This is a genomic window from Hyphomicrobium zavarzinii ATCC 27496 (assembly GCF_000383415.1).
GTDB classification, from domain to species: Bacteria; Pseudomonadota; Alphaproteobacteria; order Rhizobiales; family Hyphomicrobiaceae; genus Hyphomicrobium_C; species Hyphomicrobium_C zavarzinii.
On sequence record NZ_KB911255.1, the window covers coordinates 802,119 to 815,654 of the forward strand.

At 56.6% G+C, this 13,536-nt stretch carries 7 protein-coding genes; 3 read left to right on the forward strand and 4 right to left on the reverse strand.

Features of this window, described 5'->3' with window-relative positions:
- Positions 1–6: 6 nt before the first annotated feature.
- The 4 genes from F812_RS25905 to asnB all read right to left on the reverse strand — a co-directional run bounded on the left by F812_RS25905 (position 7) and on the right by asnB (position 8,209).
- Positions 7–3,549, reverse strand: a complete 3,543-nt coding sequence (locus tag F812_RS25905; protein WP_083929049.1) for a methyltransferase domain-containing protein — start codon at positions 3,547–3,549, stop codon at positions 7–9.
- A complete protein-coding gene (locus tag F812_RS25215) occupies positions 3,533–5,299 on the reverse strand; it encodes an ABC transporter ATP-binding protein (RefSeq protein ID WP_020084617.1) in 1,767 nt (588 codons plus the stop codon). The genes F812_RS25905 and F812_RS25215 overlap by 17 nt, the downstream gene beginning before the upstream one ends.
- On the reverse strand, positions 5,292–6,077 hold the full coding sequence (locus F812_RS0103730) for an ABC transporter permease (RefSeq protein WP_020084618.1): 786 nt from the start codon (positions 6,075–6,077) through the stop codon (positions 5,292–5,294). The genes F812_RS25215 and F812_RS0103730 overlap by 8 nt, the downstream gene beginning before the upstream one ends.
- A gap of 143 nt (positions 6,078–6,220) precedes the next feature.
- Positions 6,221–8,209 carry an asparagine synthase (glutamine-hydrolyzing) gene (gene asnB / locus F812_RS22430; RefSeq protein ID WP_198011125.1) on the reverse strand — a complete coding sequence of 663 codons (1,989 nt, stop codon included), beginning with the start codon at positions 8,207–8,209 and terminating at the stop codon, positions 6,221–6,223.
- Between the two features lie 1,337 nt (positions 8,210–9,546).
- Between asnB and F812_RS0103740 the strand changes: the two genes are divergently transcribed.
- The 3 genes from F812_RS0103740 to F812_RS0103755 all read left to right on the forward strand — a co-directional run bounded on the left by F812_RS0103740 (position 9,547) and on the right by F812_RS0103755 (position 13,492).
- Positions 9,547–9,825 carry a hypothetical protein gene (locus F812_RS0103740; protein ID WP_020084620.1) on the forward strand — a complete coding sequence of 93 codons (279 nt, stop codon included), beginning with the start codon at positions 9,547–9,549 and terminating at the stop codon, positions 9,823–9,825.
- A 359-nt stretch (positions 9,826–10,184) separates the two neighbouring features.
- Entirely contained in the window at positions 10,185–10,373 is a 189-nt protein-coding gene (locus F812_RS26335; protein ID WP_066242610.1) for a hypothetical protein, read from the forward strand.
- Positions 10,358–13,492, forward strand: coding sequence for a beta strand repeat-containing protein (locus F812_RS0103755; RefSeq protein WP_156827206.1), 3,135 nt, complete (start codon positions 10,358–10,360; stop codon positions 13,490–13,492). Before F812_RS26335 ends, F812_RS0103755 begins: the two co-directional genes overlap by 16 nt.
- Positions 13,493–13,536: the final 44 nt, after the last annotated feature.

The window sequence follows — 13,536 nt, forward strand, 5'->3', positions numbered from 1 at the left end:
AGGACGTCAGCTGGCGTCGGGATGAACTGCCCCTGAGCGCTGCGGCAGCCGATATTTCAGGTGTGGCCAGATCGCCTTGAGATAGCGCTCCTCCTGTTGGTTCCATGTGAACCGATCGCGACCGGCCACGAGATTGTTGCGCCAGCGTGCATAGTCTGAATGCGAGAACGCCGCATCGATGGCCTCCGCAATTGCCTCCGCCGAGGTCATGGGCGCGACATGGCCAAAGCCGTTTCCTTTGACGAACCGTATGAGCTCCGGTGAGCTGTTGGCAAGGATTGGCAGACCGGCCTGGATGAACTCGAAGAGCTTGTTCGGCGTGCAGAAGTAGGAATTCATGTCCACATGCGGATAGGGGATGATCCCCAGATCGGCCGACGCTGAATGCTGCAGCAGCTCGTTCTGGTCCACTGCCTTCAGAAAATGGACACGCTTGCCGAGCAAGCCGAGGCGCTCGGCGTGTTGTCGCAGAACGCGCTCGAACCCGCCGAACCCGAGCAGAACCAGATCGACATCGCCCGTCTTCACATGCGCCATGGCGTCCACCAAGCGTTCGAGATTACGGTTCGGCGAATAGCCGCCCTGGAACAGCAGGATGCGCCGGCTCTGGGCTAGGCCGAGCTTCTGCCGGAGCCGGTCGTGTCGCGCTGTGATGTCAAAGGACGCGTCCGGAGTCAGTGCATTCCACAGCGTCACGGGCTTGCGAATGTGATAACGCCGCGCCATCTCCTCGCCGATCGAATCGTTGACCGCGATAACGAGCTGTGCCCGTGTGATCAATCGTGCCTCGGTCTCGCTGCATATGCGCCGTTGCTCTCGCGAAAACGACGCCTGCTCCGGATAGAGCTCGTGCGCATCGTAGACGAGCGGCACGTTGTGCTCCTCGGCGAGTTGCACTCCGGCTTCCAGCGCCGGCAGGTCATGCACCTGCAGCAAGTCGAACGAGAGCCCCTTCGCCGCATTGTAGAACGCGCTGCGGAATGGCAGCGGATCATGCATGAAGCGGTTGCGATAGCGGATATAGAGACCCGTGAGGTAACGATAGCGGTTGATGTTGGAACTTGTGCGAAAGCCGAGGTTCCACAGCTTGAGCAGCTTCTGGTTCTTGTTGGCTCTGCGGTTCAGCGCATCGTTATAGGAGTTCTGCCGCGCCATGTAGCGCACATACGTCGGGTTTTCCGGAATGATGCCCGCCAGCCCGATCCGCACGATCTCGAGCCCGGCCGCATCGGTTTCGGAAGACCCCTCCGGACCGAACGCGAGCATCATGAGCGTGACATGACAACCACTTGCGATGAGACTGTGTGCTTGGGCAGAAACGCGCCTGTCCAGGTGCTGGTCGTGACAAAGCATGAGTACGCGGGGTGCATTCGTTTCCTGCGGGCGAAGGGTAAGAAGCTCCCTCAGCGAGGCGTTCTCGGCAGATAAACTTTCTGACATTGAGGCGAGCCGATCAGCTTCGCCCGCGCGATCCTTAAAATGATCTCGCTCTTCGAGCAAATACTGAACGTCGGCAGCAAGTCTTTCGGCCTCAGCCGCACGCGCGGCGAGTGCATCTCGCTCGGCTCGGAGGTTCTGCGTCTCCACAGCAAGCTTTTCAGCTTCATTTGATCGTTTGGCGAGGGCGTCTCGGTCTGCGGCGAGGTTTTGGACTTTCACAGATAGCTGCTCGGCCTCAGCTGCACGCGCGGCGAGTGCATCTCGCTCGGCTCGGAGGTTCTGCGTCTCCACAGCAAGCTTTTCAGCTTCATTTGATCGTTTGGCGAGGGCGTCTCGGTCTGCGGCCAGGTTTTGGACTTTCACAGATAGCTGCTCGGCCTCAGCTGCACGCGCGGCGAGTGCATCTCGCTCGGTTCGGAGGTTCTGCGTCTCCACATCTAGCTTTTCAGCCTCAGCTGCGCGCGCTGAAAGAGCGTCGCGCTCAGCACGTAAATTCTGTACGTCTACTGCGAGCCGGTCGGCGTCAGAGGCACGTTTCAGAAGGAAGTTGCGCTCGGCATCAAGATTTTGCACCTCGACGGCGAGCCTATCCGCTTCGGATGCCCGCACCAGTAGTGCGTCCCGCTCCGCACTGACATTTTGCAGGTCGACGGCCAAGTGTTCTGCTCGTTCCGCACCCGCGCGCATAACCTCCAGATCTGCCGTCAGCGTGTTGATCGCGTTACTTTGCACTTCGTCAGTCTCGTTCTGAAGGACAAAGAGTTCGGCAGGCGACGGATAGTTGATCGGTGCCTCAACTGGAAAAATGCTTTCATCAAGCCAATCGCTGTCGCGGATCTGCACGTGGACAGCGAGCGCTCCTGTGTTGATTGTGTGGTACGCAAAGGCACCATCGGCTTTGGGTGAGACCCAAGTAATCGTCGGCCCATCCCCTAATTTGAGGCGTGCAATTGGAGGGGCTCCCTTTGCTTCGACAATAATGCCAAAGGTACCCGCGATGAGCGGCCGGTTAAAGGTAACTTCCGCTTCAATCTCGCCGGGCGAAAGAGCGAGACCGTTGAATGCCTGGCCTACACCGTCTGTAACGGTTAGTGCCACGGCATCCGAGCTACCCTCTGTTCGCCGCACGATGAGCGGCGAGGTTCGGTCGTAGAGGGGAAACTGAGCGACAAAGTCACCGCCGGATCGTACTACGCGACGCGCCACCTGTGGAAACGATACGAGATCGGCGCTTTCGGGGGCTTCAGGAACATAAACCTCTGTCGCAGCCCGAATCTGCGTAACGGCAGTCTCCAATGACGGTGTTGCAGCAGGAGTTCCCGTCCGGCAAAAAGCTACCACGACTTCGCTGTGGCTTCTCGCAATCCTGTGTGTCCTTAGTGCGTTGTACGTGTAGCACCCAAGCGCATTAGCCAGGGAGGGGGGCAACGCAGGCGCAGGAGATGGCGTTTGGCCGCGTGCGCCGCAATTTGGACAGACCGATTTATCCCAGCCATTGTATTGATTGAAAATCCTTCTGCGGACATGAGTTTCGTAGGGAAGTGTGGGGCTCCACGCTTCACCGCTCAGGACCGCGAATGCGGGTTCCCATCCCTCAGGGGCTCGCAGCGCCAGATCGTCAATGTCGTAACGGCGCTGATGCCAGTTGACATGATATTCGCACTTGCAGGTATGACAAGACGAGAGCCCATCTAGTAGTTCTTCTCGGAACGGCACGGCAACGATCACCCACTGCCTTGCGGTCCGGAAAATTTCCTGCCAGGCGCCCCGCTCGACTTCGTCGGGGAGGTGCTCGAGGCTGTCGGTGGTCATGACGAGGTCGAAGGTGCCATCAGCGAACGGGAGTGCGTCGGCGCTCGCTTCGAGCCCCCGAAACGGCAGGCGCGCGAGAGCTTCCCCCGCGATGTCGACTCCCGTAAAATCAGCACCCGTATAGCCTGAAAGAGGGCCACTGATCTTTCCGTCTCCGCACCCCACATCAAGAACGGTCTTGCAACCCGAAGGCCAGATATCGAGCAGCGCCCGTAGCAGATTGCGCTGGCCAGGCTGCATCTCCTGTTCCCAAATCTCAACGCTATCGTAGAGCCCTTTGTTATTCATTTCGATCATTCAGCACATCCCAGGACGCGGGCTGGTTGACTGTCCCGATTTCGACGGCAATACCCGCAGGAGGCAAGACCTTAAGCGCGTAACAGCGATCGTGTAAATCGTATGCGGGCGGCTCGATGCCACTGCTCAGCGGGAGAGCTTTAAAGAGCGCAACCGACACAATATAGTCACCGGGCCCAAGCAGCAGCGGAGTGAAACGCACACGCAGCAACCCATTAGTTTGAAGAACCCCGAGTTCGTCTCCGAGACGGTTCGAAAAGACCTGCATTGCGCACGTTCCGTCTGGACGATAGATAGCGACCACGCCAACGGGGTTGGTGACTGGTCGTTCTACCTCAAATCGCAGCACTGCTGCTGCAGCCTCGCCACTCACTAAGGTATGCCGTCGCCGCATTTCGATATCGAAGAAAGCAAATCCGACGATACGAGTGTCCCCATCACCATAGCGATCGATTGAAGCGAGCGGTTCAAGTTCGAAACTCGCAGTTTCGCGGATGGACTGCCGCGAAGATTGGGATGCCGGCACATCGAACACGCGCGTGCTCCAGTTTGCGTCCTTTGCAATTGTGCCTAGGCGTTCGTAGCGTCCGAGATCCGCATCGAAGCGCTCGAAAGCGATATCTGAGCTTGGACTCCCTCGTGTCGTGAGTTCGATTTTTCGATCATGGCTCGGTAGCCCTCGCCAATCGATCTGAAATGGAGCATGCTTGAAGCGGCCACCCTGCTGGGAAAATGCTCGGCTTAACTTTCCGCCTTGCACTGCAAGCCGAGACCAGTCGGTCGAGCCGGGCTCGTCGATGATTCGTGAAGTGTCGTCGAGATTTGAGAGTGACATCGTCTGCCAGGGCGTCGCGCCCGCTCTGAACCGCACGCCGCTCAGCAGAAATGGCTTCTTCGGCACGTGAAGATCCTCGCCAACGAAGCGATAGATCTCACAAGCCTCTCCTTTCATAACTTCACGCACCGTCGAACGGCTCAGCGTCATGCTCCGCATACGCAATCGAACCTCTTCTTCCTCTCGGATAAAGGCATTGTATGCCTTGCTCACCGAAAGAACGTCACTGTCTTCGCGTACGCGTCCGCCGTCGATCCATACCCCTCGATCACACAGCATTTGTACAGCAGACATGTCGTGCGAGACGAATAGAACAGTCGCACCTTGTGAGGTGAGCTCCTTCATGCGTTGGATTGATTTGCCAACGAAGTAGGCATCTCCCGCCCCAAGAATCTCATCGATAATTAGGATGTCCGGTTCGATAGAGGTGGCGACTGCGAAGGCAAGGCGAGCATACATACCCGTTGAATACTCGCGCACGGGGCGCATGATGAAGTCATCGAGCTCAGCGAAATCGATGATCTGAGCCTCGAGCTGTGCGACTTTCGCGCCACTCACTCCCTGATAGGCGAGTGCCGAGCGAATGTTCTGCAGTGCGTTAAAATCGGGATGAAATCCCGTTCCCAGCTCCATCAAGGCTTCCAGGTTTCCGGCGACTCTAATGCGCCCGGAATCGGGCTGGATCTGCTTTGAGATCAGCCGCAGTAGTGTTGTCTTGCCAGCGCCATTACGGCCAATCAGCGCAACTTTTTCGCCTCGACGAACTGTCAGGGAGATGGATTCGAGTGCGGTAAATGTATCGAAACTTCCCGCCGGAACAGGAATGCCTAGCGCGTTGAGCGCGCGCAACCCAGGGCTGCGGAAGCGCCGGAAGTGCTTTGTTATACCGTCAAGTTGGATCGCGATATCAGACATAGTCGACGAAAACCGGCTTCAATCGGGTGATAACACGCAGTCCGAGAGAAAAGATCGCGGCGCTGAACACCATGAGCAAAAAAAGTTTGTCCCAAGGTACTTCCCCGAAAATAAGACAGCCTCGGTAGACGTCCATCAGCCATGCCAAAGGATTGACTACGGTCAGAAACTTTAGACCAGCAGGTACCATTTCAGGTGTGTACGCAATAGGTGATACCATCATGAGCATAAGTACAATAATGGGGATGGTCTGTTGAAGGTCGCGAAAAAAAACGTTGAGCGTTGCCGTCAGCCAGACGAGGCCAAGAGCCATTACAATTTGCAACCCATAAACCAGCGGCAGAAGGAGCTGTGTTCCGTGAAGATGTCCATTATACCAAGCGGCTACACACACAAGTAACATCCCGATACCCATGGTCACATGCCCCACGAGGACATCCCGCATGACCACCAGTTCGATGGGAAACAGCGTATTGCGTAGCAAGGAACGGTTGGCGACAATTGCAGCAGTCCCGACGCCCAGCGATTCAGAAAAGGCCAAAAATGGCACTAGTCCGGAAAAGATGACGAGAACGTAGTTCGACGTCGATAGACCGGGCGTGCGAACGCCTAGGATCTGTATCATCACCGTCGCATAAAGTGCGAGGAAGATCCCTGGGTAGAGAATGACCCAGGCGGCGCCGAGCGCGTTACCCACGAAACGCGCCTTTAGGGCCAACAACACCGTCTCAAAGAGTAGCCGGCGCTTTCCGAAGATCAAGCGTATGGCGTTCCACATATTGTTCCTTCTGTCCTGATCGCGCCGACGCTTGCAAGTCAACGACAGAGCGCTAAATGCTCGATAACGGGAAATGAACACCGATGGGACAAGCAGCTCTCGAAAAGGATTGGAGCTTTGCGACTTAATCTGCATCGCCGTCGCTATGCTTGAAGTACTCCGAGGTCCATTCGCGATGCTTCTTTGTCCAACAACGTCCGATATTCTGCAGCACGATCATGAAATGTTTGATGCCAAAGCTCTAGACTTAACAAGCCCCACGTTTTCCGGGAAAAGGGTTGGGCGTGGTCAAAATTTTTCAGCACGGCATCGGCATTAAAGTGTGGGCGATGTTTAACCCTCATTGTCAAAAATATGTCTCCGGCCATTTCTTTTAGTGGCCCCCCGAACCATTCCTTGAGTGGCACTGGAAACCCCATCTTGTCTCTGCGATCGAGGATGTCTTTGGGAATTCGATCCTCAAAAACGTCTCTAACCATCTGCTTTAATCTTCCGCCGGAGAATTTAAGAGTGGGGGGGACGCTCGCAACAAACTCTACGAGCGACTGATCTAGAAATGGCACGCGGCTTTCAAGTCCGTGCGCCATGCTCATCCTGTCTTCAACCGTAAGCAGTGCAGGAAGTAGGCACTTGAAATCGAAATGCGTCATGGCATCGAAATAGGCCTGCTTCTTGACGTTGCGTGTGCTATTGAAGATAGAACGGAACGCCTCGCCAACCGGGGCCAAATCGATGTCGTTCCAATCGATCTCCTCATTCATGTCAGTTGCGCGATTTATCAGGCGGAAATAGCGTTCGTCCATTTTACCAAAAAGACCATCTCTCCAGAATTCGCGAATTAATGGCTGGTACTCGCGGAGGACGCCAAGATTCGGAACGATGGATTCGAGGGTAACTAGGAACTGTCCATTCTGATACGTGCCATCAATTGCGGCTCTTATGCACTGCTCAAAATACGCAACAAGATACCGGGCATATCCGCCAAAAATCTCGTCCCCACCTTGTCCACCCAAAACTACCCGCACGTGCTGAGCAGCTAGCGCGGAAACCATGTACTGCGGAAACGATCCGGGTCCGCAAACGGGGAAGTCAAGGTGATAAATTACATCTCCGATATGACGCTGGAAATCGTTGTGGGTGATGTCGATTACGTGAAGTGTGGTCTCGCTTGCTCCTGCAGCCGCATAAGCATACTTGCATTCATCATAGCCAGGGTAATCCGTGAAACGGCCATGGAAGCCCACTTTTTGAGAGCTGTCATGTTGAGTAGCTAGAATGCTGATGAGACTCGAATCTACGCCTCCAGATACATACGCTCCAATCGGCACATCGCTGCGCATATGCATGCGCACCGAATCCTCTAGAATCTCTCGCATTCGACGCATAAACCAGGCCGGACTGTGATCCTGGTCGATCTCATAGACCACATCCCAATACCGCCGTGTCGATATTGAGCCGTTTTCAACAATAAGCATGTGCCCCGGCGGGAGCTCCTTCACTCCTTTGAAAAGCGTATTCTCGCCTATGCAGTACTGAAAAGTTAGATACTCTGCAAACGCTTGCTCGTCCGTTTGTATCTCAGGAAGGAAGGGAAGTAACGCCTTTGCTTCCGAAGCAAAATAAAAAATTCGGTCAACGACAGTGTAATAGAATGGCTTTATGCCAAACCGATCCCGTGCGCAGAACAATCGACGGGAAGGTTCATCCCAAACAGCGAACGCAAACATTCCTTGAAGACGGGAAAGGCAATCTGTTCCCCAGTGATCATATGCTGCGAGGATAACTTCTGTATCGGTTTGACTGCGAAATCCCCACGCCGATGACATCTGCTGTCGCAGTTCGATGAAATTATACACTTCGCCATTGTGCACAACATGGTGGTTCGCCGGTCCACTCATTGGCTGAGCGCCTGCGGATGACAAGTCGAGGATGCTCAGCCGTCGATGAGCTAGCCCGCCACTGCGATCCGGCGCGATCCAAGTCCCTTGCCCGTTTGGACCTCGGTGGGCGATGAGCTGACTCATTACATTGAGCCGCTGTGCAATGTCTCCCAGCGGATGGCCATCTAGGTGGATTAATCCCGAAATACCACACATTCCCACCACCTTCTGATGTGCAACAACAAAAGCCAATCAACGGATCGGCTCCCGAAGCAAAAGATCTTAGATTCTGGCCTCGCCGACGTTCGGCGCATCGATGCGCGCAAACAAGGCATCTTGCCGACGATAAGTCAATGAGGACAAGAGCCCGCGCCGACTGTCCTCCGAGTTGGCTTCTTCAGGCGTCGCGCGATGGGCTCAGAACTCTAGCTGATGCTCGTAGGGACTGTCCGATGGAATCAAGGTCGATTTTGCAGGCTAGGCGAGAGTGTGTGCTTCGAGGGGACTATCCAAAAACAATCAGTGCGCGATATAAAGGTTCTGAGGGGTTAATCGACCTTGCTCTCGAAAGGCTGTAATTGGTTGCCTGCTCGAATGTAGTTCACATGTTTGCGCGCTAGATAATGTGTGTTGAAGACCCTTCCCAGCGTCCGAAGCCTGCCCTTCGCTTGACTAGGCAGGAAATACGGATTCTCTGTAATGCGTGTGTGTTCCTGCTTGGGCTAGTTCTATTTTCGGTTTGGGTTCTCGTTTCCCATGTCGCCGGTGCTCCGAGAGAACCGCAAATGCTAGATTGCTCTGATTGCATGCTAGTGGAGTTTGGGGGCGTTGAGCTGTGGATCGAGCGTCCGACACCTTAGTATGGCGCGCGCGTAGCCGATACGAGGTGTCTCTGATTGGTTGCGGAAACGCTGCTCATTTGTTCGGTATCCGGGTCGACTTTTCGTGGGACGGGTAGCTCCTCGCGGCGGGTGTCAGACAGTATTGCCCTAGCTTGGCGGGATATGCGCCGTGCGTGCGCCTTGGCGCGCTGCATTTGCCAGGGATGGCGCGGCGCTTCGGGTGATCTTGCCCCCGCAACGTACTCGCTCATATCTAGAGTCCGTTCTGGTTATGGTCCGGTGTGGACCTCCTTGCAAACTCGTTCGGCGTGAGCCCGTTGAGGCTCGTATGCGGTCGCTCTCCGTTGTAGTCCGCCTGCAAGATCAGCTGGGCTTGATGAAACGGAAGCTGGCCATATGGGCAGCATCTTCGTCAAGCGAATGGGGGGCCGGCTGCCATCGTTCCTCAAACAGGGGCAGCAGCCGGCCTAGACAGGAGCAGGAACGTGGCGCGGGTCCGCACACATAGCTTCGGCGGAGGCTTACCTCATTGAGAACATCGCCGTTACCCGTGCCACGCAATGAACGATGGGCAGCGGGTGAGGGGTTGGCAAGCGCGTGACGCAAATACCGCTGTAATAGATACGGAAAGGGCAGGAGATGACATGGCCCTTCGCTCGGCCGTGTGGCGTGCGGTCGGGTGATTGCGTTGCATACGGCTTGGGCACGCGTGCTTTCCGTGTGTGTGGTCATATGGGAGCATCAAGTATGATTGCCGATGTTCCTCCCTTCTATGTCAAGTTTGTCAGATCGCTCTTGGAGCGCAGGCGCATGGCGCGTCTCCAAACCGCGATGCCGAGGACGGTTGAGGCGGTCTCGGTGAAGTTGCTGCCGATGCCGGACGTGAAGAGGCTTCCAGAACCGGCGACGGCGTTAAAGGCGCTACCGGTGCCGGAACGGTCTGTTCAAGATGTGCTGTCGTTGCCTGACCGTGATTGCCTGAGACGGGTGGTGCCGGATTTCGATCATCTGGAGTACGGCGATTAGGAAGGGGTGCTTGGTGTTTTGATGAGTGCGTGAACCGTTGGAGCGGGGGCACGGGTGCGCGGACGGGTAATCCGAAGAGGTAACAATTGAGGGCAAGCCTAGGTGGACTTCCTCTACCGGAGAGGCTGAACTGGTGTTGCGGGGGCTTGAAGGCCGATGTGATCGTGGAGGCCATGGCATGGGTGGTTGGGAACGAACAGATCCCGGAGGCCATGTGCGAGAAGGCGCGGGTTGCGCTTGCGTAATACGGGTCAGGAAAATCATTGTAGTGGCGGAACAGATGCGGCGAAGCCACAGGAGGTGCTTACATCGGCGGCGCCCTTGCTGATGTATACGGAAACTGCAGGCAAAGTGCGCCTGTGAGCAGCGCCTTTTGCCGTATCGTTATGACCGTCATTTGCCTTGGCAGCATCGCTGCTGCGGGTTGGACGGTGTACGAAGGCGTATCCAAAAGGGTGACGGCGATCGACAAGGGCTGTGATGGTGTACCCGTCGGCTCGGTGCGCATCGACAAGAACGGGAACCCGCAGATTTGCCTCAAGCGCTAGTCCGCATCGCTACGACGGCGCTACTTGCGCTGGCCGCGGCATGGGGGAACGCGCAATCGGGTGACTGGGGTGATGTCACCATCATTTCCAGCACGGCGGGCAATAACTCGAACCGCCTTTGTATGGGGGTTCCCGATCATATGCGTCCTGCCGACATCGGGTGCCCAAGCTATGCCCCGAGCCTTTCAACAGCCGGGCACGTGAGCATCACGGGCAACGTATCGGCCAACAAGTTCATCGGCGATGGCAATGGTTTGACGAATTTGAATGTTCAGGGTGACCGCATCATCAGCAATACCCATGCGGTGATCATCAACGAGAATACGGGCTACATAAGCCTGACGACCTCAGGCGGCACCTGGGGGTACTTCAGTGCCGGTTGGAGTTTGCTCGCCAATCTTTTGGCCAATACGGTATCGAGCTCGTTGGTGAGCGCGACGAGCGTAAGCGCAACCTACGTTGATGCCACGCGTAACGGCACGGTCAGCGGGACGTTTGGATACTTTCGCTATGTCAGCGGTACTGACATGTACGGGCGTTTCACGGGCGATGGTTCTGGTCTCACCGGCGTGATCGCGGGCGCAACCGACCGCATCGTCAGCGGTACGAATGCAGCCACGCGGATGGTGGCCATCAGCGACACCGGCTACATCTCCATCACGCAGGCAGGGGCTAACAGCGGTTGGTTTGATCCATACCGGGGACTGGTGACGCTCGGGGTAAGCGCAACGGGCCCTGTCAGCGGCACCTCTGGTTACTTTGGTGAAGGTGTCGCGATTGGGAAGGCGGGTAGGCTCGCTACGCTTGACGTGGGAGGGACGATTTCGGCAAGCGACGCTATTCAGGTTGGCGCAAGTAGCCTAGCCTGCAGTACAGGGATATCGGGAGCAATCCGCTTCAATAGCGGGGACATTCAATACTGCAATGGCGTAAGCTGGGTAACACTGTCGGGCGGAGGCGTTGCCGATTGGTACAGCATTTCCAACATTCCTGCGCAAGTGATTGCGATAAGTGACAGTACGTCTATTTCGATGCAGATGGTATCTGCATCGGCGTTGAACGCCTACTACGTCAGTGGCACACAGGGGTATTTTCCGGCAGCAACCATTTTGGCGTTGAGTGCCGTAACCATCGGTTCCAACAGTGTCAGCAGTTCGCTGGTGAGTGCCACCAATGTCAGCGCGTCTTTTGTGGACACGACGCGCAACGGTGCGGTAAGCGGAACCTATGGCTATTTCCGCTACATCTCCGGCACGCAGGTGTATGGCACCTTTTTGGGTGACGGTAGCGGCCTTACCGGCGTGACTGCGGGCAGTTCCGACCGCATCGTGTCCGGGTCCACCGCCCAGACCCGCATGGTGGCTATCTCCGACACCGGCTACATTAGTGTTACGCAGGGCGGTTACAACACCGCGTATTTCCACCCCAACCTCGGCCTTGTCGCCGTGGGCGTGAGCAGCACCGGTGCCATCAGCGGGACCGATGGGTACTTCAGCGGTCGAGTTGGCGTTGGTACCGCAAGCACGGTGAGCGGCGGGGTTGTCATCAACTCTGAGGGCTCACAAACCTCGGGCGTTTATGCCTATGGCAATACCGCGGACTATTCCACCGGCTTCACCGCTGCCAACCTGAACGCTACAGGATTGGGCGGCCAGCCCGGAATGGTGTCGTTGCTTCAGCTTGGCAGCAATGGCGGCTCCTTCAGCAACTGGCGCAACAACGCAGCCGTGCTGGAAACTTACAACGCCGGCGGGTTGATAATTGGTGCTTACAGTGGGGGAGACCTTGTTTTTCAAACCGCGATCCGCCAACCTCGGATGGTGATTACCCATGCCGGGGACATCGGCGTCGGTACGGTTTCCCCCACAGCGACGTTGCAGGTCTCCGGCAGTTTCATCGTCAGCACGAGCGCGCAGACAACCACGCCGAGCCTGTATGTGGATACCAGCGGAAAGGTTGGCATAGGGACAAGCAGCGGGTCTGCCATGCTGGAGATTTCTCCGACGACCTCGAGCGTTGTACCGTTGGTTCTTTATCAGGCGCAGAATGCTTCCGAAGCATTGGGCTTCAGTTATGGCCCTGGCTTGAAGGGGGGCAACATCCGTCTCGTTTCAGGCGGAGGCCCGGTGATTGGAGGCAACCCGTACGTTAATATTGGGCACGTTAACTCGGGCCATACCTCTATCGCGCGGTTCTCGACGGCCTACACTGGTGTTGCCGGGCTGACCTTGTACCCGTCGAACACGCAGGCGGGGCTGAACGTGAAGTCCGGCGGCAAGTTCAGTGCGAACTTCGCCCAGTCTGTCGGAATCGGGCTGAACATGCCTGAAGGTGGAATTACGCCGTGGGCGCCTTCCACGTCGCTCCACGTCTCCGGCACAATCCGCATCGCCGATGGCGGCGAAGCCTGTGATAGCAACCGCGCCGGTGCCATCCGCTACACCAGCCAAAGCACCTTCGAGTTCTGTAAGGGTTCCGGCTGGCAGAGTATGGCGGCGGCGGGCGGAGCGTCTTCCGATCGCATTGTAAGCGGTACGTCGCAGGTTCTGGTGAACGAAGACCGCAGCATCACTATTTCGACGGCGGGGAGCGAGAGGGTAGTCATTGGTGAAAACGGAAAGATTGGTATAGGCACGACTGCACCCGCTAACGCGTCCGGGTGGGGTTTGGCTCAGAGTGTGGTCCACCTGAACGACACGGTAGGAAACCTGCCGCATTACCGCGCAACGTCAACAAACGTGAGTGCCGTGTTCGGGGCAGATATGGGTTCAGCGTATTATGGTACGACTAACAATACTTCGGCCAAAATCGTCACCAACAACGCTGAACGGCTGAGGGTGACGTCGGCTGGTCATGTCGGTATTGGCATGGCTGAACCTGCCGCCACGTTGCAGGTCTCCGGCAGTTTCATCGTGTCCGCCAGTGGGCAGACCACCACGCCAAGCCTTTATGTGGGGACCAGCGGTATTGTCGGCATCGGCACAACAGCGCCTTCTGCCACCCTTCACGTCTCCGGCACCATCAAAGTGGCGGGTACAGGCGCGGAGGCATGCGATGCCAACATGAGGGGTGGAATGCGCCGCAACCCGTCGACCGGGTTGATGGAGTTGTGCCAGTAGAGGCGCGCACCACTCGTCCAACTCAGTGTCTTGGCGTAGTTTGG

Bases quoted from the DNA above. Each gene is read 5' to 3' on its own strand.
- F812_RS25905 (WP_083929049.1), bottom strand. From the start codon at position 3,549: ATGATCGAAATGAATAACAAAGGGCTCTACGATAGCGTTGAGATTTGG.
- F812_RS25215 (WP_020084617.1), bottom strand. From the start codon at position 5,299: ATGTCTGATATCGCGATCCAACTTGACGGTATAACAAAGCACTTCCGG.
- F812_RS0103740 (WP_020084620.1), top strand. From the start codon at position 9,547: ATGATTGCCGATGTTCCTCCCTTCTATGTCAAGTTTGTCAGATCGCTC.
- F812_RS0103730 (WP_020084618.1), bottom strand. From the start codon at position 6,077: ATGTGGAACGCCATACGCTTGATCTTCGGAAAGCGCCGGCTACTCTTT.